Raw genomic sequence first — 25,580 nt, 5'->3', positions numbered from 1 at the left:
AGCTATTCACTCGGGCGAAGTGTGGCGCCACCGCTTCCAATGTCGGGAACGACCGTAACTCGGTATCAACGCCCTACTTATCTCGACCCGGAATCGGTCGACGCTCTCGTTATAACGATCAGCACAGCCAGGCCGACGCCGAGGCCGAGGCCGATGAGCAGTACTGCTGTCGCCATAGCGAGCCCCTGGCCCCCGACGTGATTCCCGCGATCAGCAGCATCACTGCAATCAGCCCAGCGAGGCCCTGCCTCGGCACCGCGGGCGCCGTTTCAGATACGTAGCTACTTGCTCCCATTGCGCTTCCGAACTCGCATCACGTCCCCCACTGGCTCGCGGAGGTCGCTCCGGCGGTGACCCTCCCAGAGAGACGGGCCCCGGGGGCGGTCTCGGCTGTCCGCCTTACCTGCTCTGCTCAACTGCGTACCAGCGATACCGGCCCACCGGGCAGCGAATGAGGGCCGAGATCGCTCACCTCGTCGTCGTCACATAGTCACGGCGACCCCCACCGACGCGCCAGGCGGTGCCACCCCGCCGATCAGCCGGCGGCCCCGCCCGAGGCACCTGGAATGCTGTTCCCCATGCCCGCCGACGTCGCGCCCCTGCTCCTGCTCGTGGCGGCGTCGGCCGTCATCCTCGGGACCGTGTTGCAGCGCGTCAGCGGGATGGGGGTCGGGCTCGTGGTCTCGCCGACGCTCGCGCTGCTGCTCGGGCCCGTCACCGGCGTGCTGCTGACCAACATCACGACCGTCGTCTCCGCCGTGCTCATCGGGATCACGCTGCGCCACGACATCGACTGGCAGCGGTATCGCCGCCTCGCTCCCCTGATCGTCGTGGGGTCCGTGCCCGGCGCGCTCCTGGTCGGCGCCGCGGATCGCCACTGGCTCGAGGTGATCATCGGCGTCGCGCTGATCGGCACGCTGCTGACGACCGCGTTGGTGCGGATCCCGCCCATGAGCGGTCGCCTCCCCGCCGCCGCGGCCGGCACCGCCGGAGGGTTCCTCAACACCGCCGTGGGCGTGGCCGCGCCCGCGATGCTGGTCTACGCCCAGGCCACCAACTGGCAGCAGCGATCGTTTGCCGCGACCCTGCAGCCGATCTTCGGCACCATGGGCCTGGTGTCCGTCCTGGTCAAGGTCGGGCTCGGCGCCTCGCCGGTCTCCGAGCTTCCGCTGGCGGTGGTCGCGCTGGTCGTGGCGATGGTGCCGGTCGGCATCGTCATCGGCGGCCTGGTCGCGCGGCGGGTGCCCGCGGCCGTGGGGCGCAAGGTGGCGATCGTCGTGGTCACCGTCGGCGCACTCAGCCTGCTCGGGCGGGGGCTGGCGGGCGTGATCAGCTGACCTGTCCCCCGGGTCGGTGGGCGTGCCGCAGCAGCGGACAGCGCCCGGTAGGCCGGGGCCGCCCTGGAGCGACGACCGCGCCCCCTTGCGCGAGCGGAAGCGAGAGGCCGCCTCGCTGATTCGTCCACTACATATGCGGCGATCGCCCTATGGTCGAGGCACCCCTCAGTTCCCCTCACTAGGAGTGTCATGACTACCCAGACCATCGACATCCCGCACCTCGGGGGCTCCACCATCGGCTACCGGTTCGGCCGCGAGTACGACCCCTCCCTGCCGACCCTCGTGATGATCAACTCCTTCACCACCTCCGTGGAGCTGTACCGGCCGCAGTTCGCCAGCGACGAGCTCGGCTCCCGCATGAACCTGCTCGCGATCGAGCCCTACGGGCACGGCGCCACCCGCTCCCGCTACCGGCACTTCACCTACTGGGACAGCGCGATCGCCGCCCTCCAGGTGCTGCAGGCCCTCGACATCGACATGGCGTTCGCGCTGGGCACCTCCCAGGGCGGCTGGATCGCCACCCGTATGGCACTGCTCGACCGCGACGCCGTCCGCGGCATCGTCGTGGTGGGCACCTCCATGGACTACGAGAGCCAGGCCAGCATGGAGCGCGGCTGCTGGGACGGCTCCGGCTTCTGCACCCCCGCGATCGACGCCCTCGCCGCCCCCGTCGGGGACGAGTGGGTTGTCGACGACGAGTTCGTCCTCGGCGTCCTGGCCGCCGGCCTCGGAGACGACGTGTCGGACTCCGAGAAGCAGTTCTGGCTGGACACGTACCGCCAGAACTACACCGGCGACGACGGCCGGCACCGCCTCCGCACCGCGTCGGTCAACCTGCGCGACCGCGACGGCCTGGAAGCCCGACTCGGCGACGTGGTGTGCCCTGTCCTCTGGCTGCAGGGCACCGCCGACTCCGTGTATTCCGTGGCAAACGCCGAGGACGGCATCGCCCGGTTCACCGGCTCTCCCTCCGCCGAACTCCAGATCGTCGAGGGCGGCCAGCACTTCCTCACCGCCTCCGACCCCGAGACCGCCAACGCGGCCACCCTGGCCTTCGTCGAGAAGTGGAGCTAGAGCCGCGACTGGGCTGAGCCTGCTCGGTCGGGGCGTCGGGCGCCTGGTCGAAATCAACTGAACGGTTAGGTGGTTACGCTGCGGGACAGCTGTCACTCGTGCCAACGATCCAGCGGACCGGCCCGCGCTGACCGGGTCCGCGGGAAAGAGGAACATGACCGTCTCAACTAGCTCCGTCCGCGCTGTCGGAGTAACGACCTACGGTGGCCCCGACGCCCTGCAGGTCGTGGAAGTACCCACGCAAGAACTCGGCCCGACCGAGGTGCGCGTGCGCGTCACCGCCGCGACCATCAACCCCACCGACACCTACACGCGCAACGGATCCCGCTCGAAGACCGGAACGCCGCGCGGAGCCGCGGACGTCCCGGGCATGGACATCGCCGGAACACTCGTCGAGATCGGCGAGGACGCCGACACCTCCCTGTCGGTCGGCGACCGGGTCATGGGGATTGTGGTGCCGCGCGACGACCACGGCGCGTACCGCGAGGACATCGTCCTGCCCGCCCGGTCGATCACCGCCGCACCCCGCGATGCCGACGATATCGCCGCGTCCACGCTCCCCATGAACGGCCTTACCGCGCGGCGCGCCCTCGACCTTCTCGACCTGGAGCCCGGACAGATCCTCGCGGTCACCGGGGCTGCGGGCTCGACCGGCGGGTACGTCATCCAGCTGGCCAAGCACGACGGCCTCGTCGTGGTCGCCGACGCGTCCGAGGCGGACGAGGAGCTCGTGCGGTCGCTCGGCGCCGATCAGATCGTCCGTCGCGGCGACGGCGTCGCCGACCGCATCCTCGAGCTCTACCCCGACGGGGTCGATGGCCTCTTCGACGGATCCGTGCAGGACGCCGCCGTGCTCCCCGCGGTCAAGACCGGCGGAGGCGTCGCGACGGTGCGGTGGTACCAGGGCGACGGCCAGCGCGACCTGCGGGTGCATGCCGTGAGCGTGGCGGACATGGCCGAGGAGCAGGAGAAGCTCGACGAGCTGCGACAGCTGGCCGAGGACGGTGTGGTCACCCTTCGGGTCGCCGACAGCTATTCGCCCGACGACGCCGGGCGCGCCCACGCGCGACTCGAAGCCGGCGGCACGCGGGGACGGCTGGTCATCGACTTCACGCGGTGAGGTGAGGACGGGCTGGCCGGCGGGCGGGAGCCGGCCGGCCAGCCTAGGGCTGGCGGGTGTGGCAGAGCACGTCCAGCGGGCAGGCGAAACTCAGACGGGAAATCGGCGGGCTCGTCGTCGTCACATAGCCTCGCCCACGCCCACGACGTCGAGCCCCGCACGGCGGCACCCGTCGACAATGAACACGGCCCGGACACTCGCGCAGTGTCCGGGCCGCGCACTTTCCATCCGGCGCACCGCTTGCCGCGGACGGCGAGAGCCGAGCGCCACTCTCCGCCGCTGGCCGCCACCCCCGCCGCACTGTCCGGGCAGCACGTCTAGCGCACTGACCAGCGGATAGGCGTTGACATACCCGCCGGTCTGGCACTCCCGGCGAGGGCGGGCTGGGGGTGGAGACAGGCACCTCGTCGTTGTCGAATCCTCGCACCTCCTAGTAACCAGGACAGCCGTCCAGGTCAAGTGACCAGAACGATTTGTCTACTTCCCACTCAGCGGGAAAGCCGAGTCGCGCCTCATAATGGCTGGTAGAGGACGGTTGTCCGACGATTCCAAATAGTGTGAATTAGTTCACTATCTTGACAGTTCCGGTTGCTACTGGCGAGTAGGTGAAAGATAATAAACGTGTCGCGTCAGAAAGATCTGGCGCAAACCCCTCCTCCGGAAAGGCAGCCATGAGCTCCGCGCCCCATTCCCCCCAGCCCGCCGCCAAGAACCAGAACCGCCGCAAGAAGGCCCGCGCGATCATGGCCTCCGGCCTCGTCCTGGGCGTCGGCGCCGCCGTGACCCTGGCCGCGTGGTCCGACACGGTGTGGGGCGAGGGCACCTTCGGCACCGACGGGAGCGCCTTCAACATCCAGGGCAACTTCACCGGCATCGAATCCGGTTGGGACGAGTTCATGACCGCCGATGAGGCCGGCACCATGCAGTTCGGGCCCAAGGCCACCGGCATGATGCCCAACGAGACGGTCCACGCACTGGTCGGCCTCCGAGAGCAGCACGAGAAGATGGACGCCAAGATCACCCTGACCAAGGTCAACGGCGACAACGGTGACCTCGGGAAGTGGATCACGGTCGGAGTCAGCGCGCCCCTCACCGACAAGCCCGCCGACTGCGCCACGGTCCCGGCCGCCCGGACGGCCCTGCTGAACGCCACCGGCCAGCAGATGGCCGACTTCACCCTCCCGAGCGGCGAGACCCGCTGGTTCTGCTTCAGCGCCAAGCTGGATGCCAAGACCCCGCCGGAGACCCCGCCGACCACGACCGAGAACATCCAGTGGAAGTTCGACGGTGTGAGCGTGGAGAAGAAGGCGCCGGAGACCGCTAACGCCGGCGCGCAGTAGTCGCGCAGCGGTGGCGGGCCCCTTCCGCCACCGCAGAGCACTCTCACTCCTCCCCCTCCTTCCCTCCCCTCTGCTTGGAGCACCGCATGAGCGCCACGGCCCCCTCCCACCGGCTTACTAACCCCGCGCGTCGATCGGTGTGGTCCTACGTCGGCGGTGGCATCGGCAACCTGCTCGCCGCCGGCGGCGTGGTCTGCATCGTGCTGGTGATCCTGGCGGTATCGATGAGCATCTCGCTGATCATGTTCAAGACCGGGTCGATGTCGCCGACCATCCCCGCCGGGTCGGTCGCAGTGGTCAAGCAGATCTCCGCGGACGAAATCGAGGTCGGCGACGTGGTGACCGTCGACCGCGAGGAAGGCCAACTCCCGGTGACCCACCGCGTAGTGGAGATCTACCCGCAGACACCCGGCGAGGCACTCATCCGGATGAAGGGCGACGCCAACCCTGACGTCGACCCCGGCATGTATCGCGTGACCACCGCGCGCGAGGTGCTCTGGTCCGTTCCGGAACTCGCCAAGGTGATCGTGTGGTTCGGCAACCCCTACGTCCTGGGCGGAATCAGCTTGCTCGCCGCGCTCGGCGTGCTGTGGGCCTTCTGGCCGAAGGGGGACGACGAGGAGAATGCGCGCGGCCAGGTCGCCGCCAGTGAGACCCAGGGAGGTGCACGATGAAGTTCACCACGACTTCGTTGCGGAAGCTCGTCGCCCTCTTCAGCGCGTTGCTCGTGGTGGTCGGCATCGGCGCAGTCGTGCGGAACGTCGAACCGACCGAGGCGACTTGGGCCGACCAGGTGCGCGGGGAGTCCCGGTTCGGCATGGCGAATCCGTACGCGGGCAACGCCTTTGCGCGGGCAGTGTCGACCTATGGATTTTTGGATCGCGCGACCTTCAATGGCTCGGTTGACGGCTCTATCGCATTCCGTCGGGCTCCGGACCTGAGTCGCGATGCCCCGCGGGCGAGTACTCACTGGAGCACCGGCCTGCTGGGCTTCCTCCCTCTGACCACAGTCGGCCAATCCTGCGCCACCCTGAGCGCTTCCGCACAGTGTGAGAGCGGCTCGTCGCTGGGGGTCGAGAACCCGAAAGCAACCGCAGTGTCCGAGGCTAAGTCGCTGGATCTGACAGCTTCGCTCGGCGGCTTAGACCTGGTGACTTACCAGAGTGACAACCCCCTGCGGGCGATCGCCACGTGCTCGGCCACCGAAAGTTCGGCATTCCTCTCCCAGACCGGGCCCGAGGCCGGTGCCGGGTCGATCATTCTTGGCAGGAATGGGATCTTCAGCGAGGAAGTTCGTCTACCTGTCCCTGCGCCGAACACCGTCGTGCGCGGGCACCGGGCATGGGGCGCATACGACTACACCGCCCGCCTCTGGCACGTCAGGGAGGTCAAGCCCGGATACGCGCTCTCCCAACTGCGGCTCCGGGTCGCGGCGACTGGCACCGCCGGCGCCGAACGCTGGAACCTAGATCTGATTCTGGCCCACGCTGAATGCGGCGTTGGCCACAGGACAACGGACGCCCCGGGGCGACCAACGACATCCGACATATGGCCGGCTGACTCGCCTCGCGCGAGCCGGTTGGCGACCTCGGAAACGCACGCCGCTGCCGATCCGACTGCCGAGGTTGCCGAAGAAGCGGGTGCGGAGCCGGACGGAGTCGACGACATCCCGGACGCAGGCGCCTCGAGCGATGCCGAGAAGCTGCCCGCCGCGACCGACACAGACGATGTCGATCAGATCAGTGACAAAGAGAGTGTTCTGAGCCCTGAGGAGGAAGCCGCAACCACCGTGCCGACTCGGTTGCAGCCTCTAGCTATTCCAGCGGAGACGACCAATCCCACCGCGCCCGAGGGCCCGCAGGACCTGGAAGCGGTGCGCGTCGGCCGAGAGTTCGCCGTGGTCAACCGCGAGGGCGTCGAACTCGGCACCGCGAGGATCGACGACATCGTCCGGACACCCGGCTGCGGAGTGGAGCTCACCCTGAGCATCCGCACCTCTGCCGGGGCGGGCCCCGACCGGTGGGCGTCCATCGGCCCGGGCGACTTCTCCGAGATCCGCCCCGGCGGGGCCATCCGCAGGGCCGGCACCGTCAGCTCGGACTGCGAGCAAGCGGCCAACTCGAAGACCACCGCGCTCTCGACGGGCCGGGAGTACGAGATCGTCATCGCGATCGCGCTCGACGACTCCGCGCAGCAGGCCATGCTCCGACCCGACGGCACCGCGGGGTGGTTCTTCGACCTGCCGCCGCTACCGAAGGTGACCGCCACGACCAGCCCGTCGGCACCGACGCCCACCTCGAGCCCGACCACGGCCCCGGGCGAGCGCAGCGTCGAGACGCCGGTGAACACCGCCGCGGCATGAGCCGCGCTCGGCAAGCACGCCCCGAAGCCGGCTCTCGGTAGACGAACCACAGCCGCCCTCGCTCCTTCGGCCGGTCCCGCACACGACGCGCGGGGCCGGCCGTCTGTGTTGCGGGCCCTCGTCGTCGTCGCCATCCGATCCGCCCACCGAGCCGGTCGCCAGTGTCCGAGTCGGATGCAAGAGTGGTCCCATGGCGACTAAGGGGCAGAAGGAGTCGGTGAAGGTCGACGGGCGGACCGTGCGGTTCACCCACCCTGACAAGGTGCTCTACGAGGCCACCGGCACCACCAAGGCCGACGTGCTGGAGTACTACACGGCCGTCGCACCGCTGCTCATGACCTACGCCGGCAACCGGCCCGTCACCCGCAAGCGCTGGCCCGACGGCACCGACGCCGACTCGTTCTTCGAGAAGAACCTGCCCCAGCACGCGCCCGACTGGGTGCCGAGCGTGACCATCGAGCACTCTTCGCGCACCGTCCGCTACCCGGTGCTCGACTCCCCCGCGACCCTGGCCTGGTTCGCCCAGCAGGCCGCCCTCGAGCTGCACGTGCCGCAGTGGACCCTCACGAACGGTGAGCCGGGGAGGACGCGGCGGATCGTCATCGACCTCGATCCGGGTGAGGGGGTGGAACTGGGTACGACGGCGAAGGTCGCACTCCGCGTCCGGGACCTGTTGTCCGAGGCGGGACTCGAGTCGTTCCCGGTCACCAGTGGCTCCAAGGGAATCCACCTCTACGCCCGGCTGGACAAGGCCGTCACCGCCGCCAGCGCCTCCAAGGTGGCCAAGGAGATCGCGCAGTCCCTCGCCAAGCAGACCCCCGACCTGGTCACGGCCACCATGAAGCGCTCCATCCGCGACGGCAAGGTGTTCGTCGACTGGAGCCAGAACAGCGGCGCCAAGACCACCGTCGCGCCGTACTCCCTGCGCGGGCGGGCCGAGCCGTGGGTGGCCGCGCCCCGCTCGTGGGAGGAACTCGGCGACGGCGGCCTCGCGCACCTGCACTGGGACGAGGTGCTCAAGCGACTGGACGCCGACGGCGATCTCCTCGACGGCCTCGAAGGCACGGCCAAAAAGGGCGGGTCGGCCAAGAAGAAGCCCACCTCTGCCGGTTCCGCATCCCGGGCCAAGAAGTCGTCCGGGGGAAAGAAGAGCTCGTCGTCGTCGGATGACGAGGACCCCGAGCCCGCCGACACCAGCTCGACCGACGTCGAGGGCTGCGACGCCGAGCCCACCAGCGCCGACGCCGTGGTCACGAGTCTCGAGGAGTACCGCCGCAAGCGGGATCGCCGCAAGACGCCCGAGCCGTTCGAGGGTGAGGTGGAAACCGATCGCTCCGACGGCGACGGGCCGATCTTCGTGATCCAGGAGCATCACGCCCGGCGCCTGCACTACGACCTGCGGCTCGAACACCACGGCGTCCTGGCCTCATGGGCCGTGCCCAAAAACCTGCCCACCGAGCCCAAGGACCGGCGGCTCGCCGTGCACACCGAGGACCACCCGCTCGGCTACGAGACGTTCGAGGGCACCATCCCCAAGGGCGAATACGGCGCCGGCCACATGACCGTCTGGGACCGCGGCACCTACGAGTGCGAGAAGTGGCGCGAGGACGAGATCATCGTGTGGCTCGACGGCGAGAAGGTCTCCGGCCGGTACGTACTCGTGCGCACGAGCGCCGAGAAGAACCAGTGGATCGTGCAGTACATGAAGGACCAATCGCCGGACTCCTTCTACGGCGGGCGCGACAACCCGAAGTCGTCGTACCCGGACGATGACAAGCGTGCGCGCGGCTCCGGCGACCCCGATGGTTCCGACGGCAAGGCGCGCTCGCGTTCCACCGACCGGTCCGACAGCACCAGCCGCCCCGAGGCTCCCCCGCTGCCCATGATCCCCACGGCCGCCGAGGTGACCGAACTGCCCGACGACACGTGGGCGTTCGAGGGCAAGTGGGACGGCTACCGCGTCACCCTCGCGACCGACGGCGCACAGACGCGCCTCGTCAGCCGCAACGGCAACTCGATGGACTGGCTCGCCGACGGCTTCCCCGGGCTGGCCGAAGCGCTCGAGCGGCGGGCCGTTCTCGACGCCGAGTTGGTGATCCTCGACGCCAACGGCGTGCCGGACTTCGCGTCGCTGGCCAAGCAGGCCGCCGCCGAGGGCAAGGACTCGTCACTGCCGCCGGTCGAGCTGTTCGTCTTTGACGTGCTCGAGGTCGACGGCGTGGACCTGCAGAAACAGGCGTGGGAGCGCCGCCGTGAGGTGCTGGACCTGCTCGCGCCGGCACTGCGGGAGGTCGATCGAGTGCACGTGCCGGAGGTCCTCGACGGCCCCGGTGACCGCGCCCTGGCCGAGGCCGAGGAATACGGCTGGGAGGGCATCGTCGCCAAGCGCCGCGACTCGAAGTACGAGTCAGGACGGCGGTCGAAGGCGTGGCTCAAGCAGAAGCTGCTCACCACCACCGAGGCCGTCGTCGGCGGCTGGCGGCCCGGCAAGGGCGGCCGCTCCGGCTCGCTGGGTTCCCTGCTGCTGGGCCTGCCCGCCGAGACCGGACTGGCCTACATCGGCCGCGTCGGCACCGGCTTCACCGACAAGCAGGCCCGCGCCCTACTCGCCGAGCTCGAGCACCTGCGCCGCAAGACCAGCCCCTTCGTCGAACAGCTCCCGGCCGACGCCCGCCGCGACGCCGTCTGGGTGACGCCCAAGATCGTCGTGGAAGTTCGCCACCAGGGCTTCACCGACGACGGCAACATGCGCCAGCCCTCCTGGCGCGACATCCGCCGCGACAAGCTGCCCGGGGACTTGTAGACAAGCGTCCGGACCGTGGCCATGGAAGGCCTCCTCCGGCGCCCAGGCCAGCGCCTTGGCCGCAAAGGCCGAGAGTTGGACACTGAGCGTCTACTTATGTAAGTCTTACTCACATGCCAGATTCACAATTTCCGGAGTCCGGAGGCACGGGCGACAAGCCGTCCCGTCCAGGCCCGTGGTCGCCGTCGGCTCCCACCGCGCAGCCGCCGTACCAGAGCTCCGGCGCCTCCGGCCCGCAATACGGGGGCCAAGCAGGCTCGCAGCCGTGGTTCAGCGACCCCAATGCCCCCTACGGCGGTCAGCCCTACGGCTTGTCGTTCCCGACTGACGAGCCCGCCAAGAACCGGAACACCGTCGGCATCGTGGGGCTCGTGGTCGCCGTCCTGGGCACGATCGTGTCGGTTGTGCCCGGTGCGGCGATCATCGGCTGGATCCTGCTCCCCTTCGGGTTCATCCTCGGCCTGGTCGGGCTGTTCATGAGCGGCAAGCCCAAGGGAACCTCGATCGCTGCCGTCATCGTCTCCATCGTCGGCACGATCGTCGCCATGGCCTTCTTCGTCACCGTCATCGGAGATGCCTTCGAAGAGGCGTTCGACGACGAGGTGACTGTGTCTCAGCCGGAGTCAGGCAGCTCCGGCGCTGGAGCTGCCCCGGACTCTAGCGGTTCCGACACTGACGACAGCACTGGCAGCCGGGCCAACCCGTCAGCGATCGGCGACGTCCTCAGCTCGGACGAGTGGGAAGTCGTCGTCAACAGCTTCACTCGGAACGCAACCGACCAGGTCATGGCGGCCAACATGTTCAATGATCCTCCGCCGCCCGGAAGCCAGTACGCCTTGGTCAATCTCACAGCTACCTACATCGGGGATGAATCTGGTCATGCCGACTTCCTCCGCGCAGCCTTCGTCACCGACACCGGCAATGTGATTCGGGACTACGACCATTCCGCTGTGACGCCCGATCCCCTGGAAGGTGAGCTCTACACCGGTGCGTCTGCGACCGGCAACATCGACCTCGCGGTTCCCGAGGGCGAGTCGGGCTTGCTCCGCCTGGAACTCGGAGCCTTCGGCGGTGAGGTGTTCGTCGCAGTCGAGTAAGTCAGTCTGAGAGCGTTCGCCGTCGGCCCGACAATGGGTCGGCGGCGATCTTCATTTCGCGGCTCTCATCGCGGTTTTCGCTGCTGAGGCTGTCGCGCAGGCGCCACGCTGACCTGCAGTGCCCTGGACGGGCCTCTCAGGGCACTACCGGCCAAGCGGAGCCGCGCCCCCACCCCCCATGCGACCGTGATCGGAACTTGGTCGTAACCACTGCGAATAAATGGCCCGGGATTCGCGATGGCTACACCAAAGTTCGGAAGAGCGATCGCCGGTGCGCCGCGCCGCCGCGCAGCCGCGCAGCCATCAGTCGGCAACGTAGGGATTCGTCGCGGCACGGCGGCGCATCCGGGCGGGGACCACGAACAGCATCACCACGACGAAGACGGCCATCACCGCTGCCGCAGCGAGACCTCCCGCGGTGCCCGTCACCAGGAGGAAGATGAGCGCGACCAGACCGACCATCGCGACGGACAAGATGGCCAACCCGGCACGGGCCAACGTCGCGGACAAGCGGAGCACGCGGTCCTTGCGATGCGAGCGGAACACGGCGCGGTGGATCATCACCGGGGCCAGCAGCATCACCGACGAGATCAGGGTGAGCGACAGGACGACGAGGTACAGGGCCCGGGCGCCCCAGCTGATCTCCGCGAACCGCTCCTGGAACGGCACGACCAGCAGGAAGCCGATCAGCACCTGGCCGCCGGTCTGGACGATCCGCAGCTCCTGGAGCAGTTCGATCCAGTTGCGGTCGATCCGCTGAGCCTCGGTCTCGTCGCGCTCGCGGGGATGCTCGACCTCCATGCCGCTCCTCTCTCCGCGGAACCCTCATCGTTCCCCGGTCCGCCGGCGTCGACGGGCGTTTCGCCGGGAATCGGGAGTTCCCCGCCGGCCCGCCGGGACCGACTCGACTCGCCGGGTGATGGCGGACCCGGCGGGTAGGCGGACCTCGTCGTCGTCGACACTCTCTTCCCTGAAGCGCGGCGGGCGACGAGGCGCCGGAGGACAGCTGCGCGCCGCTGACCTGCGGCGCCCTCGAAGGGGGTTTCAGGGCACTGCAGGTCAGGGGCGGTTCCCGGTCACCCCGGCGGGGCGATCGGCGCGCGGCGGGTCGGAGGGTCGGGCAGCATGAAGGCATGGTCAAGTCGTCGAGTACCGCCGCCGTCGCCGCCGCCACCGGCCGTTCGTGGGAGGACTGGGTCGAGCTGCTCGACCGCGAGGGCGCCCGCGAGCTCAAGCACACCGCGATCGCGCGGCTGACGCTGCAGCACATGCCCGAGTCGATGGAGCAGCGTGAATGGTGGGCGCAACACGCCGCCGTCGCCTACGAGCAGCACACCGGACTTCGCGTCCCCGGGCAGTCCTGTGACGGCGACTTCCAGCTGTCCACCTCGAAGACCGTGGCCGGCGACAAGGACGCGGCGCTGCAGGCGTGGGTCGCGCTCGTCGGTGGGCGCGAGGAGTTCGGCGGGGTCGAGATCGAGTCCGAGCCGTCCACCTCGAGCACCGAGAAGTGGCGCTACTCGCGGGTGCCGCTGGCGGACGGTACCCGCGTGGCCCTGAACTTCAGCGACAAGGCCGGCGGCAAGTGCACCGTCGGCGTGGTGCACTCCAAGCTCGACTCCGCCGAGGCCATCGAGTACTGGCGGCCCGTGTGGAAGGAGCTGCTCGGGCAGCTATGAAGCCCAGGGGTTGATGCACTCCACGCCGAGTGGGTGGAAGTGGCGGGTGTTCCGCGTGGCAACCACCATGCCACCTACCTGTGCCACGGCGCCGATGAGAGCGTCATCCAGAGGAGCGTGGTCGGGAACCCGATAGGTCGCGAGGATTCGAGCCGCCGCAAGGTCGAAAGGCAGAACCCGCCCGGCGAACGCCGGTAATACCCGGTTGTCGAACCAGGCGCGAAGAACCTCTCCCTGCCGGCGGTCCGACCGCTCCTTGCCAATGACCCCGCGCTCGATCTCGCTGATGGTCAACGCAGTGACGTACAGGTTAGACACCGGTAGTGCTGCGGCCCACTCCTCCACCGCCGGGTGTCTGCCACGGACGCGCAGCGCCGACACCACGTTGGTGTCAAGAACGTACCGGGTCCGCTCACTGGCACCCGTCACAGCTCTGGGTCACGCCCTGTAAGACCGAGTCGACCGGGCTCGAACTCGATATCAGCGCCTTCGTCACCAGCCAGCAGGTCGACGAGAGTAGTGGGATTCTCTGCCAACGCCTCGGCGATGATCTCGCGCGTCTCCGCCTCGACGGAACGGCGATGCCGCTCGGCTCGCGCCCGAAGGGCAGCCTTCGTTCCCTCGGGGAGATTGCGGACCAAGATCTGCTCAGCCATAACACCTCCGATATCGCTACCATGATATCGTTTCGACTAGGTCGTGGGAAGTCCCTCGTCGCTCGGCTCCGGCGGTTACGCGGGCTGCTTCTCCGCCAGCGCCGCCGTCCGCTGGTCGATCCAGGCGCGTAGGATCGCCGCTTCCTCGTCGACCGCGGCGCTGTCGACCTCGTCGCTCAGCGGGAACTGCTGCCGCACGCGGTCGAGCGTCTGTACCGCCAGGCCGCTGCCGTAGATCTCGTCGTACAGCTGCCAGTAGGTCTGCTCGTAGAGCTCGGTGAACGCGTCCGACTCGAGGAACCGCGTCTTGAGCGGGTGATCCATGGACGGGCCGCGGCGCCCGCCGCGCTCGTCACCCGGGCTCTCGCCGGCCGGGTTCTCTCCGCCACTGGGCGGGCCGCCCATCGGCATCCCGGCCGGCGGTTCCATGCCAGCTGGCAATTCCGTCCCGGCGGGAGGCTCCACCCCGGCAGGAGGTTCCGACATCCCACCCGGTCCTCCCATCGCACCGGGCCCACCCATCGACACGGTGTCGTGCGGGCCGGCGGTCGCATCCCCGCTCATCGCCATGTTGAGATCCCAGGACACCACGGTGAACTTCTCGGTCCCGAGGTCGTACCAGAGGTAGTAGTTCTGGCCGGGGCCGGACATGTCGTCGAAGTTGGACAGCAGGTTCTGCGTGGCCACGTACTCGGCGAACGACTCCACGTCGATCCACTGGTCGAGCTCGGCGGCGAACTCCTCGTCGCTCGCCGAGTCCACCCACCGCAGCAGGTCGATGATCGGCTGCATGGTGCCCTCGCCCTCGGCGTTGACCTGCGAGAACTGGTCGGAGTAGTCCGACTGGTCCTCGCCTACATACTCGAACCGCGAGTTCGCGTCCGCCTTGTACAGGTAGCCGGGGCCGTCGAACGCCGAGGACGTGTACCCGTCGTCGGGGTGCTCCAGCACCAGCCGCGAGGTGGTGGGGCCGTCGTTGACCGAGTACTCACTGTACGCGTACCGCTGCGTGGCCTGCCCGGTCGCCTCGGTCAGCTCCAGCGCGACGGCCTCGTTGAGCACCGGTGTCCCCGGCCGCACCGACAGCTCGGTCATCCCCTGGTACGCGCGGCCATCGTAGTTCTCGTCGAAGCTGATGAGCAGCGGCAGCGACGCGGGATCGTCCGCCGAGATCCCGGCATCCATCCCGGGCGCCGCCATGCCGCCGGGCGCGCCCGCAGGCATCTCCATGCCCGCCGGCAGTTCCACGTTCTCCGGCATCCGCGGCATCCCCTCGGGCAAATCCGTCCCCTCCGGCATCGCGGGCGGCCCGCCATCACCGCGCCCACCGTCACCGCGCCCCGCGCCGCCTGGCCTGCCCTCCTCGCCGCGCAGGCCCATGAGCGTCGAGTTGCCCTTGAGCCGCACGGCGACGTCGTTGATGAACTCACCGTCAATCGTCAGATCCGCTGTCACCCAGTCCTTGTCGCCGTTGCGCTCGAACGCGTCGATCATCTCGGCGTACTCCACATCGTCGATCTCCAGGTGGATCTCGTGCGCCACATCGGGGTCGAACAGCTCCACCGTGCCGGTCACGTTCTCGGTGATGGGCGAGGCGATCACATCCGCGTCGGCGGTGATGTACGGCCGGACGCGGGTGTCGCCCAGGACGAGGACGACGACGACGAGCGCCGCCACACTCACTGCCAGCAGCTTCCAGTGTTGTCGCAAGGACAGGGGCACACGGTGCCTGAGCCGACGCCGCGGCGTGGTCGGGTCGGCGGCCATCACAGGTCCGTCTGGTCGTACCCGGTCAGGACGGTGACGCGCTGGCCGGAGTTGGCCTGGTTGAGGGCGGCGATGAGGTCGGCGGAGCTGCTGCCCTTCTTGAGCTGGGCGGTGTAGTTGAGCTCGGTGAGCGCGCCGCCGCGGGCGGATTCAGTGGAGACCAGCTCGAAGTCGGTGCAGTGCACCACGAGGGCGTCCTCGACGAGCGCGTGGTACTCGGCCCCCGGCGGGACCTGCACCTTGACCACCTGACGCTGGACGTCGAGCGTGAACCAGTTGAAGCGGTGCATCAGGACGATCACCAGGCAGATCGCGACAGTGGCGGCAATGGCGAGCAGGTAGAAGCGGGTGCCGGCGGCCATGCCCACGGCCATCGCCAGAAAGATGAAGCCCACGTCGCGGGTCTCCTTGATGGCGTTGCGGAAGCGCACCACGGACAGGGCACCGACCAGCGCGAACGCGCGGGCGATGTTGGAGCCCACCACCAGCATGATCATCGCGATCACCATGGTCACGATCACGAGCGTCTGCACGTAGGACTGGCTGTACGAGACGTTGCGGTGGGTGTGGCGGTAGACCCACCCGATGATCGAGGCGAGGACGAAGGACAGCGAGAGCGCGATCGCCACGTCGAAGGCGGTGAAGGTCCCGCTGAGGTCTTGGAAGTCGAAGTTCATTGCTTTCCTGGTTCTGGTGTACGGGTGTCAGAGGGCGGCGAGTTCAGGGGCGCCGTGTATCGAGCGCGGGGCCAGTCCGAACGTCTCGACCGACCGGCAGTACTTGGAGATCCGCACGACGTTCAGGTCGAGCCGGGCCGCCAGGTCGGTGGCCCAGTACGGGACCCGCTCGTCGGCCTTGAGCTCGACGATCGCGAGCTTGGGCGGGATGATGAACCGGTTCTCGGCGCCGGAGGCGAAGTGGAAGTCGCGGTCGCGGCCGTGCACGCGGTGGTCGATCGTCACGCGCAGGCCGGTGTCCGACCCGCGACCCACGAACGCCTCGCGCAGGTAGCCGGTCGTGGCCACGGGCCGCAGGTCCAGGCTCGAGACCAGCCCGCTGACCTCGTTGACGAAGCCCTGGTGCTCGGGCGCGCACTGCGGGCGTCGGAGCTCTCCCAGCCACTCGCGTGCGACTCCGTACCGCAGCGGCATCCGTCGCTTCTGTGTGACCCGGTTGACGCGCTGCTTGATCTCCACGTGGACCGTCGACTCATCGGTGCACTCGGCCGGGTCACCGTAGAGCCGCAGCCGCAGCTTGCGGCGGAACTTCAGGCCCTCGATCTTCTCCCAGTAGAACAGCAGCCTGTCGGAGTCGTAGTAGAGCGAGGCCACCGGGTATCCGCCGCGCGGCGAGTGCGGGTCGGCGTCCATTCGGGCGGCCAGCTCCTCGCGGAGCGCGGGCACGGCCATCTCGTCGATGAGGTACTTGATCTCGTACCGGTTGAAGGCGTGAGCCATTGGCGGCGACTACTTTCCCGTCCGCGGCGCCGGCGGTCGATCCTCCGGCGCAGACGGACGCTGTCTGACGGTGACGTCAGTACAGTTGGTGAACCTCCGGCGACGCTCCGGTGAGCCTGGCAGCCGGCTGGCAGTTTCCGCGCCCGCCGCCCGGTCGTGTCAGTCCCGCCGCGTCAGTCCAGGGTCAGTCCCGGACGCGCGGCAGCCGAACGCGGAACGTCGCACCCCGGCCCGGCGCGGTCTCCACCGTGACCGACCCGTCGTGCGCCTCGACCAGCGACCGCGCGATCGCCAGCCCCAGCCCGCTGCCGCCCGTCGAACTGGTCCGCGAGGCGTCGGCGCGGAAGAAGCGCTCGAACGCCCGCTCCGCCTCGTCGGCCGTCATGCCCGGCCCGGCGTCGGCCACCTCGAGCAGCGCGTCGTCCGCCTCGGTGCCCACGCGCACGGTCATCGGGACGCCCGGCGGGGTGTGGCGCAGCGCGTTGTCGACCAGGTTGCCCAGCACCTGCCGCAGGCGAACCTCGTCGCCCAGAACCTCGGGCGTGCCGGGGCCGTCGATGACCTCCAGTCCGACCGTCCTGTCGGGGGCGAGCACGCGGGCGTCGTGGACCGCGTCCGCCGCCAGTGCGAGCAGGTCCACGCGGTCCCGCGCGATCGGGCGCTGCTCGTCCATCCGCGCGAGCGTGAGCAGGTCCTCGACCAGCACGCCCATCCGCCGGGCCTCGGACTCGATGCGCCGCATGAGCCGGTCCGTGTCGTCGGCCGCGCCCTGCCGGTGCAGCTCGGCGAACCCGCGGATCGTGGTGAGCGGCGTCCGCAGGTCGTGGCCGGCGTCGGCGACGAAACGCCGCATGACCGCCTCCGACCGCACCGCCGCAGCCTCCGACTGGCGCGCGGCGGCCGCGGAGTCGCGGGCCGCGTCCTCGGCGCGGGCGGCGTCGGCCATCGAGGTCTGAATGCGGGCGAGCATCTCGTTGACCGCCACCGCGAGCGTGCCGACCTCCGTCCGCGGATCACCCTCGGGCACCCGGCGCGAGAGGTCCCCGCCCGCGATCGCCGCCGCCGTCCGCTCGACCTCACGCAACGGACGCAGGCTGCGTCTCACGGTCACGTACGCGGCGAGCGCGAGGGCCGCGAGGATCGCCGCCCCGATGCCGAGCTGGAGGTAGACCAGGCGTTGCACGACCGCGCGGTTCTCGGTCAACGGAGTGGCGACGGTGACGGTCTCGCCCGCGGGGCCGTTGAAGCGCAGGGCCCGCCACGGCGCCGAGCCGTCCTCCTCCGACGGCACGGTGGCCGGCTCCCCGGCGTCGAGACCGTCGACCGCGGGGGCGGAGTCCTCGTCGTTGATCTCCACCAGCACTGCCCCGCTGGCGTCGCGGACCTGCACGTAGAAGCGGCTCGGCGGACTCTCCGGGCCGGGCGCCCGTGCCGGTGGCGGTGGCGGGTTCGCGGGCAGCTCGCCCAGGGGCCGGGCCCACCCTCGCTCGGCCTCCTGCAGCGCGGCGTCGGTGCGGTCGAGCATCGATGCGTCGAGCGCCCGGGTCACCGCCACGCCCGACGCGACCAACGCCAGCGCGGTGAGCGCCACCGCGAGCAGGACCAGGCTCACCCGCAGGGGCAGGCGGCGCGCGGCGGGAGTCGGTGCAGGCGGCCGGGCAGCGGGCGGCTGGTCGGCGGGCATCAGCGCGGTTCGCGCAGGACGTACCCCACGCCCCGGATGGTGTGGATCAGCCGCGGCTCGGCGGTGTCGATCTTCTTGCGCAGGTAGGAGACGTACGACTCCACCACCCCGCCGTCGCCGCCGAAGTCGTAGTCCCACACGTGGTCGAGGATGCGCGCCTTGGACAAGACCGTCCCGGCGTTGAGCATCAGGTAGCGCAGCAGGGTGAACTCGGTCGGCGAGAGCGCCACCGGGCGGCCGGCCTTGTAGACCTCGTGGGTGTCCTCGTCCAGCTCGAGATCGGCGAACGTCAGCCGCGCGCTGCGCTCGGCCGCGGACAGCGTGCCGGTGCGCCGCAGGATCGTCCGCAGCCTGGCCACCACCTCCTCGAGGCTGAACGGCTTGGTCACGTAGTCGTCGGCGCCCAGCGTGAGGCCCGCGACCCGGTCCTCGACCGCGTCCCGGGCCGTGAGGAACAGCACCGGGGCGTCGCAACCGTCCGCCCGGAGGCGCTTCACCGCGTCGAACCCGTCCATCACCGGCATCATCACGTCGAGGATCACCGCGTCCGGCCTGAAAGTCCGGGCCTTGTCGATCGCCTCCGCGCCTGTCCGGGCTGTGGCCACCTCGAACCCCTGGAACTTCAGAGAAACCGAAAGCAGCTCGACGATGTTCTCCTCATCGTCCACCACCAGCACCCTGGCCTCCGGGGCGCCGGCGCTGGCGCTGGCGGCGGCGGTACTGGCAGCAGAGCGGGGCGGCGGGGCGGTGTTCACGGCCCTCAGTATGGCGGCCGTTCCCTCGAGTTCCCGGCCAATTCGCTGGCAGGTTCCTGTGTGTCGCGGGTCACGGGCGGCGGGCCCGGCGCGCAGAGTGCCGGGTTCCTGCGCTCCCGGCGTCGTTGTCGTCGCCACTCCTCTGAGCTGCGGTGCCCTGAAGGGGTCGAGCAGGGCACCCCGCCGGTCCGGCTCAGCGGGTGACCGCGTGGCGGGTGCGGGCGCAGCCCTCGTCGTCGTCGTCATCGTCGTCGTCATCACCGCCGCGAACCCCTCTGACCTGCGATGCCCTGAACGCGGCGAGCAGGGCAACCCAGGTCACCGCAGGTCACCGTCACGGTTCGGGCCCCGCGGGATTACCCGCGACACGCGTCAGCCGCGCGATCCGGGTGACCCCGCCCGCGGCGATGCGGTGCGGTTTCACGTGGAGCACGCGGCTGCTGGCGTCGGGCCGGCTGCGGCTGGAGTGCTGCGCCGGGACAGCTCAGTCGGCGATGGCGGCGAGGCGCTTCTCGTCGATCGTGCGGTCGAAGACGAACGCGTAGAGCAGTCCCGCGCCGACGGCCGTGTAGGGCCAGATGAGGTAGACGATCACGCCCATCGACATCGGCAGGCCCCAGAACGTGGCGTCGCCGGACGCGGTGAGGATCGACCACACGACCAGCGCGGCCAGGACCGCGCAGTAGGCGACGATGCCGATGCTCGAGGCGCGGTCCCAGGTCCCGTTGGCGCGCAGTGAGCCCATGAGCATCATGGCCAGGGCGAACAGCGGGACGGCGAGGAAGACCATCTGCCAGATGTCGGCGAGCATCCCGATCAGGGCGAACGCGGCGATCCCGGCGAACACGTGGATGAGGGTGCCGGCGCGCTTGTACTCGGGGACGGGAGCACCGGCGCGGTCGAGGGCGGCGAGATCAGACATGGTCGGGCCTTTCGGTGGAGGCGGTCGGCGCCGTGGCGGCGGGCGAGGTGCCGGTCGGCGCGGTGGCGGCGAGCGGGCCGTCGGTGCGGGCGCCGGGGCCGCCGTAGAGGAACGCCAGGGTCGCGTCGGGGTGACGGTTGCTCGTCATGAGCGAGATCCCGTAGAAGAGCAGGATCGACACGAGCAGCGAGATACCGCCGACCTGCATGTACTCGGGCACGGTGATGACGTCGCGCGCGGCCAGCGAGCTGATCACCAGGTTGCCGACGATCGCGAAGATGACCGTGATGGTCGCGGCCGTCGAGGTGGCGCGCTCCCAGTAGATCGACATGACCACCGGGCCGAGGATCGCCGCCGCGAACGCCGCCCAGCCCAGCGCGCCGAGCAGGAACACGACCTGGGACAGGAACAGGGTGAGCAGGACCGAGAGCACCACCAGCGTCAGCGAGGCGACGCGGCTCCACAACACCTCGCGCACGACGCGGATGCCGAACGCGCCCGGCAGGTCCCGCATCATCGACGAGGCGCCGATGGTGATGAAGCTGGAGGCCGAGGACATGATCGCCGCGAGCAGACCGGTCAGGGCGACGCCGCCGACGACCGGGTGCGTGACGGAGTCGAGGAACCAGATGGCGGTGTCGTCGATGTTCTCCAGCTCCGGCGCGTCACCGGTGATCGTCATGGAGCGGGTGGCCAGGCCGATGCCCACCGAGAACAGGGTGGTCACGCCGTAGGCGATCCCGGCGACGGCGGCACCCCACTTGAGCTGGGTCATGTCGCGCAGCATGAGGAACTTGGTGAGCAGCTGCGGCTGGCCGACGGCGCCCACGAAGATGAGCAGACCGAACGCGAAGATGTACGTCGGCGACTTCACGCCGTCGATCGACAGCAGCTCGGCGCTGGTCGAGGAGATGGTGTCGAGCATCGGCACCCAGCCACCGGCCACCTGGACGGCGAAGAAGAACAGCCCCACGGACATGACCACCATGAGCACGCCCTGGACGAGGTCGGTCCACACGGCGGCGAGCATGCCGCCGGCCATGGTGTACGCGGCCACGACGAGCGAGCCGATCCACGCGCTGGTCGCCACGGAGGTGCCCAACAGCAGCGAGATGATCACGCCGATCGAGGTGACCTGCGCGGTCATGTAGGCGACGGCGGCTACGAACACCGCGACCGACATCGTGGCGTGCGAGGTGCGGTCCTGGAAACGGATCCGGATGAGGTCCGGCACCGAGTAGACGCTGTGCTTCTTACCGATCCAGTTGAGCCGGCTGCCCAGCAGGAACCAGGCGGCCGCGAACCCGAACGGGGCGAAGAGGCCGACGGCGATGAGCGCCTGGAGGCCCCAGGAGTACGTCTGCCCGGTGCCGCCAACCATGCCCCAGCCCGACTGGATGGAGGAGAAGCTGGCGATGGCCATGACGAAGAAGCCAAGCGACTGGCCGGCGACGAGGAATTCCTTGGCCGATTTCATCTTGGTGTTGGCCCACGCGCCGATGGCGAACATCAGCACGAAGTAGGCGAGCACCACGCCTATGACGACGGGATTGTTCACGACTTGTCCTTTGTCTGGTCGGCGGAGAACGAGGCGCGCAGTTGCGCCCGGCGGATCTTGCCGGTGTTGGTGGTGGGCAGTTCGTCCAGGAAGACGACCTCCCGCGGGTATTGGTAGAAGGCCAGCCGCTCCTTGACGAACGCCTGGATCTCGCGCGCGAGCTCGTCGCCCGCGTCGGCGTCGGCGGCCGGGACGACGTACGCGACGATCGCCTCTCCGCGCAGCTCGTCCGGCACGCCGATCACGGCGACCATCTCGACGGCCGGATGGCGCAGGATCTGGTCCTCGATCTCGCCGGGGCCCACGCGGTAACCGGCCGACGAGATCAGGTCGTCGTTGCGGCCGGAGAACCAGAAGTTCCCGTCGTCGTCGACCTTCGCCAGATCACCGGTGTGCAGCACGCCGCCGGCGGTCTTCTCGTCGGTCTTCTCGGGCGCGTTCCAGTAGCGCAGGAAGGCGTTCGGGCTGGGCAGGCGCACGCAGATCTCGCCCACCTCCCCCGCGCCGACCGGCTGGCCGAGCTCGTCGAGCAGCTCGAGGTCGAACCCGGGCGTCGGGCGGCCCATCGAGCCGGGCGGGGTGTCGAACTCGACGTGGCACGTGCCCACGATGAGGTTGCACTCGGTCTGGCCGTAGATCTCGTTGACCTGCACGCGCAGCGCCTCGCGGGCCCACTCGGCGACGGCCTCGCCGAGCGCCTCGCCGCCGGAGAACGCCGCGCGCAGGCCGGTGCGCGAGTAGTCGACGTCGGAGGCGCGCATCATCTTGAGGATCGTCGGCGGCAGGAACGAGCAGGTCACGCCGTGTCGCCGGAGGATGTGCTCGACGTTCTCCGGAGTCGGCCGCCGGTCGGAGGCCACCACGGGCACGCCGCTGTAGAGGCTCGGCAGCAGCACGTCGAGCAGCCCGCCGGCCCACGCCCAGTCGGCGGGGGTCCAGAACACATCGGTGCTCTCCCCCGCCGCGGCGCTGTCCTCTGCCGCGGAGCCCCGCCCTGCCGCTCCGCCCGGGAACCCGTCGAGCGCGCGCACCACGCCGGGCATGTGCCCCAGCACCACGCGGTGTCCGTGCAGCGCGCCCTTGGGCTGGCCGGTGGTACCGGAGGTGTAGATGAGCAGCGCGGGGTCGTCGGGGCCGGTGTCCGGGGTGACGACGGCGAGGTCAGCCTCCTCCGCCACCGCCAGCGGCAGCACGGTGAGCGCGGACTCGTCGACCGCGGGCGCGGTGCCCGCCGCGAACATCGCCCCGGCCACCGGCGAGGTCGCCTCGGGCACGGCGTCGCCGGTCACGAGCACGGTGTGCAGCTCGGGCAGCCCGGCGAGCTCGCCGGCGAGGCGGGCGTAGCAGTCGCCGTCGAACACGGCCGCGACCGCGCCGGAGTCGCCCATGCGGAACAGCGCGGCCTCGGGCCCGAACTTCACCGACAGCGGCACCGCGATCGCCCCCATGAGGTACGCGGCTACGTGCGCGACCGCGGTCTCCGCGGACTGGGCACACATCACGGCGATCCGGTCGCCCTCGCCGACGCCGCGCTCGCGCAGGAAAGTGATGAGCCGGCGGGCACGCTCGCCGAGCTGCCCGAACGTGGTGATCTCCGGCGGGGCGTCGCCGCGGTCCACCACGATCGCGGGTGCTTCCGGCGGATGCGCGTCGGTGCACGCCGCGCCGATGTTGAATCGGTCCGGGATCTTCCAGCGGAAGTCCTCGGGCCGCAGCGGCGGGCTCCAGGGCCGCGGCTGATCTCCCGGCTGACCGGCCGCCTGGCTGCCCAACCCGCCGCCCGGCTGACTGTGTGTGATCTCTCTCACCTGAGGGTGCATGCCTAGACCGTAGAAGTGGTCTGGTTCACATACAATGGAGATTCCCCCTAGCTTCGGAGCCTCACCATGTATGAATTCCTATCCCTCGACGTCACCGACGGCATCGCCCTCGTCACCCTGAACCGCCCGCCGGTCAACGCTCTGTCCCGCGCGATGCAGGAGGAACTCCGCGCGGTGTCGGCCGAGGTCTCGGGCCGCGACGACGTCGACGCCGTGGTGTTCACCGGCAGCGAGCGCGTCTTCGCCGCCGGCGCGGACATCAAGGAGATGCGCGACATGACCCACGCGCAGATGGTCACCGAGGCCCGCTCCCTACAGTCGGCGTTCTCGGCCGTCGCCGCGATCCCGCAGCCCACCGTCGCCGCGATCACCGGCGCGGCCCTGGGCGGCGGCATGGAGCTCGCCCTGTGCTGCGACCGCCGGATCGCCGCGTCCAGGGCCAAGCTCGGCCAGCCCGAGATCCTGCTCGGGATCATCCCCGGCGCCGGCGGCACCCAGCGCCTGACCCGGCTCGTCGGCCCCGCCGTCGCCAAGGACATCTGCCTCACCGGCCGCACCCTCACCGCCGCCGAGGCCCTCGAACTCCGGGCCGTCGAGGAGGTCGTCGAGGACGGCCGGGCCACCGAGCGCGCCCTCGAGTGGGCCCGCCAGTTCGTCGGCGGACCCCGCATCGCCCTGCGGGCCGTCAAGGAGGCCGTCGACCGCGGCGTCGAGGTGGACCTCGACTCCGGCCTGGCCATCGAGCGCGCCCTCTTCGCCGCCTTGTTCGCCACCGAGGACCGCGAGCTCGGCATGCAGTCGTTCATCGACAACGGCCCCGGCAAGGCGCAGTTCACCGGCCGCTGACATGGCGGTCGACCTGGCCCTCGGCCTGCGCGACGTCCTCGACGCCTCCGCCGAACTCGCCTCGGCGGAGGACGAGGACGCCGTGCTGCACATCGCCATCCGGCGGGCCCGCCAGATCGTGGGCACAGACTTGGCGTACGTCATGCTGCTCGACCCCGAGCGCGGCGACACCTACATGCGCATGGCCGAGGGCGCGACCAGCCCCCGCTTCGACACCATCCGCCTCGGCATGGGCCTCGGGCTCGGCGGGCAGGTCGCCGAGGCGATGGCACCCCGCTGGACCCGCAACTACCTCGCCGACGAGCAGTACACGCACGTCATCGACCCGATCATCATCGAGGAGGGCCTCACCGCCATCCTCGGCGTCCCGGTGCGCACGTTCGGCCGGCTCACCGGGATGCTGTTCACCTCCGACCGCACCGAACGCGACTTCACCCAGGACGAGATCACCCTCCTCGCCCTGCTCGCCGACCAGGTCTCGGCCGCCCTCACCGCCGCCGAACGCGCCACCCGACGCCGCCGCGAACTCGACGCGACCCTCGACGCCCTCGACGCGGCCCACGCCGAGACCGCCCGCCTCGCCGGCATCGTCGACCTCCACGAACGCCTCACCCGGCTGGTCGTGGCCGGGGCGACCGTCCCCGAGATCGTCGACCTCGTGGTGGACATCGGCGCAGGCTCCGCCGCCGTGTTCGACCTCGCCCACCGGGAGATCGGCTGGGCGTGCCCGCCCGAGGGACCGCCGCTCGACCTGCTGCGGCGGGTCGTCGACGACGTCGCCGCGGACACCGAGTGGACCGACGGACCCGTCACCCGGTCGGTGGACGGTCACCTCGTCGTCGTCACCCCGGTCGTCACCGGACCCGACCACCTCGGCTACGTCACCTTCGGCAGCCGCGGCCCCGTCCCCGCGATCGGGCGGGCGCTCGGGCGTGTGGCCTCGGTGATCGCGCTGATCCTGCTGGGGCACCGCGCGCGCGACGAGGCCGACAACCGCGTGCGCGGCGAGCTGCTGGCCGAGGTGTTGGCGCCCGGCGAGCACGACCTCGAGGCCATCGGCCGGCGCGCCGCCCTGCTCGGCGTGGACGTCGACACCGACCTCGTCGCCCTGGTCATCACCCCCGCCGAGGAGCGGATGCCACGCGCGCTGCAGGCCGAGTGCCGTGCGCTCGCCCGCGCCGACGACGGCCTCGTCACCACGTACGGCGACCGCGCGGTGATGCTCCTGCCCGGCTCCGACGCCGGGGCCACCGCCCGCGACGTGGCCGCCCGGCTCGCCGCGCACCAGGCGACCGTCGGCGGC

Annotated in this window: 23 protein-coding genes; 11 read left to right on the top strand and 12 right to left on the bottom strand. The window is 70.0% G+C overall.

Annotated elements, in window-relative coordinates:
• Nucleotides 1-578 precede the first annotated feature (578 nt).
• The 8 genes from KHA85_RS09470 (at nt 579) to KHA85_RS09435 (ending at nt 11,133) form a co-directional block, all read left to right on the top strand.
• The gene (locus KHA85_RS09470) at nt 579-1,337 is read left to right on the top strand and encodes a sulfite exporter TauE/SafE family protein (RefSeq protein ID WP_236885449.1); all 759 of its coding nucleotides are present in this window, start codon (nt 579-581) and stop codon (nt 1,335-1,337) included.
• 189 nt (nt 1,338-1,526) lie between these two features.
• Nucleotides 1,527-2,411, top strand: coding sequence for an alpha/beta fold hydrolase (locus KHA85_RS09465; protein WP_213185599.1), 885 nt, complete (start codon nt 1,527-1,529; stop codon nt 2,409-2,411).
• Between the two features lie 154 nt (nt 2,412-2,565).
• The gene (locus tag KHA85_RS09460) at nt 2,566-3,531 is read left to right on the top strand and encodes an NADP-dependent oxidoreductase (protein WP_213185598.1); all 966 of its coding nucleotides are present in this window, start codon (nt 2,566-2,568) and stop codon (nt 3,529-3,531) included.
• 671 nt (nt 3,532-4,202) lie between these two features.
• Entirely contained in the window at nt 4,203-4,871 is a 669-nt protein-coding gene (locus KHA85_RS09455; RefSeq protein ID WP_007633427.1) for a SipW-dependent-type signal peptide-containing protein, read from the top strand.
• A gap of 86 nt (nt 4,872-4,957) precedes the next feature.
• Nucleotides 4,958-5,545, top strand: coding sequence for a signal peptidase I (locus KHA85_RS09450; protein ID WP_081470603.1), 588 nt, complete (start codon nt 4,958-4,960; stop codon nt 5,543-5,545).
• Nucleotides 5,542-7,233, top strand: coding sequence for a hypothetical protein (locus KHA85_RS09445; protein ID WP_213185597.1), 1,692 nt, complete (start codon nt 5,542-5,544; stop codon nt 7,231-7,233). The genes KHA85_RS09450 and KHA85_RS09445 overlap by 4 nt, the downstream gene beginning before the upstream one ends.
• A gap of 190 nt (nt 7,234-7,423) precedes the next feature.
• Nucleotides 7,424-10,036 (top strand): ATP-dependent DNA ligase, encoded by a 2,613-nt coding sequence (locus KHA85_RS09440; RefSeq protein WP_213185596.1) that lies wholly within the window; start codon nt 7,424-7,426, stop codon nt 10,034-10,036.
• A gap of 113 nt (nt 10,037-10,149) precedes the next feature.
• A complete protein-coding gene (locus KHA85_RS09435; protein WP_236885448.1) occupies nt 10,150-11,133 on the top strand; it encodes a DUF308 domain-containing protein in 984 nt (327 codons plus the stop codon).
• Nucleotides 11,134-11,436: 303 nt separating this feature from the next.
• Here KHA85_RS09435 and KHA85_RS09430 read toward each other — a convergent pair whose 3' ends face one another.
• Nucleotides 11,437-11,934 carry a DUF6328 family protein gene (locus KHA85_RS09430; protein ID WP_007633438.1) on the bottom strand — a complete coding sequence of 166 codons (498 nt, stop codon included), beginning with the start codon at nt 11,932-11,934 and terminating at the stop codon, nt 11,437-11,439.
• Between the two features lie 332 nt (nt 11,935-12,266).
• On the opposite strand from KHA85_RS09430, the gene KHA85_RS09425 reads away from it, so the two are divergent.
• Nucleotides 12,267-12,812, top strand: a complete 546-nt coding sequence (locus KHA85_RS09425) for a hypothetical protein (protein ID WP_213185595.1) — start codon at nt 12,267-12,269, stop codon at nt 12,810-12,812.
• Here the strand turns inward: KHA85_RS09425 and KHA85_RS09420 are convergent.
• From KHA85_RS09420 to KHA85_RS09375, 11 genes are all read right to left on the bottom strand, one after another.
• Nucleotides 12,807-13,241 carry a type II toxin-antitoxin system VapC family toxin gene (locus KHA85_RS09420; protein ID WP_213185594.1) on the bottom strand — a complete coding sequence of 145 codons (435 nt, stop codon included), beginning with the start codon at nt 13,239-13,241 and terminating at the stop codon, nt 12,807-12,809. The genes KHA85_RS09425 and KHA85_RS09420 overlap by 6 nt on opposite strands.
• A complete protein-coding gene (locus KHA85_RS09415) occupies nt 13,238-13,468 on the bottom strand; it encodes a FitA-like ribbon-helix-helix domain-containing protein (protein ID WP_007633444.1) in 231 nt (76 codons plus the stop codon). The genes KHA85_RS09420 and KHA85_RS09415 overlap by 4 nt, the downstream gene beginning before the upstream one ends.
• Nucleotides 13,469-13,543: 75 nt before the next feature.
• Entirely contained in the window at nt 13,544-15,235 is a 1,692-nt protein-coding gene (locus KHA85_RS09410; protein ID WP_213185593.1) for a CotH kinase family protein, read from the bottom strand.
• Nucleotides 15,235-15,912, bottom strand: a complete 678-nt coding sequence (locus KHA85_RS09405; protein WP_213185592.1) for a DUF4956 domain-containing protein — start codon at nt 15,910-15,912, stop codon at nt 15,235-15,237. Before KHA85_RS09405 ends, KHA85_RS09410 begins: the two co-directional genes overlap by 1 nt.
• A gap of 27 nt (nt 15,913-15,939) precedes the next feature.
• Nucleotides 15,940-16,692, bottom strand: coding sequence for a polyphosphate polymerase domain-containing protein (locus KHA85_RS09400; protein WP_213185591.1), 753 nt, complete (start codon nt 16,690-16,692; stop codon nt 15,940-15,942).
• A gap of 184 nt (nt 16,693-16,876) precedes the next feature.
• Nucleotides 16,877-18,376, bottom strand: a complete 1,500-nt coding sequence (locus KHA85_RS09395) for a sensor histidine kinase (protein ID WP_213185590.1) — start codon at nt 18,374-18,376, stop codon at nt 16,877-16,879.
• On the bottom strand, nt 18,376-19,053 hold the full coding sequence (locus tag KHA85_RS09390; protein WP_063973681.1) for a response regulator transcription factor: 678 nt from the start codon (nt 19,051-19,053) through the stop codon (nt 18,376-18,378). Before KHA85_RS09390 ends, KHA85_RS09395 begins: the two co-directional genes overlap by 1 nt.
• Nucleotides 19,054-19,324: 271 nt before the next feature.
• On the bottom strand, nt 19,325-19,453 hold the full coding sequence (locus tag KHA85_RS18285) for a hypothetical protein (RefSeq protein ID WP_272875134.1): 129 nt from the start codon (nt 19,451-19,453) through the stop codon (nt 19,325-19,327).
• 162 nt (nt 19,454-19,615) lie between these two features.
• Nucleotides 19,616-20,053, bottom strand: coding sequence for a hypothetical protein (locus tag KHA85_RS09385; RefSeq protein WP_213185589.1), 438 nt, complete (start codon nt 20,051-20,053; stop codon nt 19,616-19,618).
• Nucleotides 20,046-21,611 carry a sodium:solute symporter family protein gene (locus tag KHA85_RS09380; protein WP_213185588.1) on the bottom strand — a complete coding sequence of 522 codons (1,566 nt, stop codon included), beginning with the start codon at nt 21,609-21,611 and terminating at the stop codon, nt 20,046-20,048. Before KHA85_RS09380 ends, KHA85_RS09385 begins: the two co-directional genes overlap by 8 nt.
• A complete protein-coding gene (locus tag KHA85_RS09375; protein ID WP_308936911.1) occupies nt 21,608-23,419 on the bottom strand; it encodes an AMP-binding protein in 1,812 nt (603 codons plus the stop codon). The genes KHA85_RS09380 and KHA85_RS09375 overlap by 4 nt, the downstream gene beginning before the upstream one ends.
• 78 nt (nt 23,420-23,497) lie before the next feature.
• On the opposite strand from KHA85_RS09375, the gene KHA85_RS09370 reads away from it, so the two are divergent.
• Nucleotides 23,498-24,277 (top strand): enoyl-CoA hydratase/isomerase family protein, encoded by a 780-nt coding sequence (locus tag KHA85_RS09370; RefSeq protein ID WP_213185586.1) that lies wholly within the window; start codon nt 23,498-23,500, stop codon nt 24,275-24,277.
• A gap of 1 nt (nt 24,278) precedes the next feature.
• Nucleotides 24,279-25,580: GAF domain-containing protein (locus tag KHA85_RS09365; protein ID WP_213185585.1), on the top strand; the 1,302-nt coding region annotated here is incomplete at its 3' end.

Source organism: Dietzia massiliensis (assembly GCF_018390595.1).
In the GTDB taxonomy this organism is placed as follows: Bacteria; Actinomycetota; Actinomycetes; order Mycobacteriales; family Mycobacteriaceae; genus Dietzia; species Dietzia massiliensis.
The sequence above is the reverse complement of the archived record's forward strand: the minus strand, read 5'-3'. Positions and strand labels throughout refer to the sequence as shown.

Coding starts and splice junctions, on each gene's coding strand:
- KHA85_RS09470 (WP_236885449.1), top strand. CDS start 579: ATGCCCGCCGACGTCGCGCCCCTGCTCCTGCTCGTGGCGGCGTCGGCC.
- KHA85_RS09465 (WP_213185599.1), top strand. CDS start 1,527: ATGACTACCCAGACCATCGACATCCCGCACCTCGGGGGCTCCACCATC.
- KHA85_RS09460 (WP_213185598.1), top strand. CDS start 2,566: ATGACCGTCTCAACTAGCTCCGTCCGCGCTGTCGGAGTAACGACCTAC.
- KHA85_RS09455 (WP_007633427.1), top strand. CDS start 4,203: ATGAGCTCCGCGCCCCATTCCCCCCAGCCCGCCGCCAAGAACCAGAAC.
- KHA85_RS09450 (WP_081470603.1), top strand. CDS start 4,958: ATGAGCGCCACGGCCCCCTCCCACCGGCTTACTAACCCCGCGCGTCGA.
- KHA85_RS09445 (WP_213185597.1), top strand. CDS start 5,542: ATGAAGTTCACCACGACTTCGTTGCGGAAGCTCGTCGCCCTCTTCAGC.
- KHA85_RS09440 (WP_213185596.1), top strand. CDS start 7,424: ATGGCGACTAAGGGGCAGAAGGAGTCGGTGAAGGTCGACGGGCGGACC.
- KHA85_RS09435 (WP_236885448.1), top strand. CDS start 10,150: ATGCCAGATTCACAATTTCCGGAGTCCGGAGGCACGGGCGACAAGCCG.
- KHA85_RS09430 (WP_007633438.1), bottom strand. CDS start 11,934: ATGGAGGTCGAGCATCCCCGCGAGCGCGACGAGACCGAGGCTCAGCGG.
- KHA85_RS09425 (WP_213185595.1), top strand. CDS start 12,267: ATGGTCAAGTCGTCGAGTACCGCCGCCGTCGCCGCCGCCACCGGCCGT.
- KHA85_RS09415 (WP_007633444.1), bottom strand. CDS start 13,468: ATGGCTGAGCAGATCTTGGTCCGCAATCTCCCCGAGGGAACGAAGGCT.
- KHA85_RS09410 (WP_213185593.1), bottom strand. CDS start 15,235: ATGGCCGCCGACCCGACCACGCCGCGGCGTCGGCTCAGGCACCGTGTG.
- KHA85_RS09405 (WP_213185592.1), bottom strand. CDS start 15,912: ATGAACTTCGACTTCCAAGACCTCAGCGGGACCTTCACCGCCTTCGAC.
- KHA85_RS09400 (WP_213185591.1), bottom strand. CDS start 16,692: ATGGCTCACGCCTTCAACCGGTACGAGATCAAGTACCTCATCGACGAG.
- KHA85_RS09395 (WP_213185590.1), bottom strand. CDS start 18,376: ATGCCCGCCGACCAGCCGCCCGCTGCCCGGCCGCCTGCACCGACTCCC.
- KHA85_RS09385 (WP_213185589.1), bottom strand. CDS start 20,053: ATGTCTGATCTCGCCGCCCTCGACCGCGCCGGTGCTCCCGTCCCCGAG.
- KHA85_RS09370 (WP_213185586.1), top strand. CDS start 23,498: ATGTATGAATTCCTATCCCTCGACGTCACCGACGGCATCGCCCTCGTC.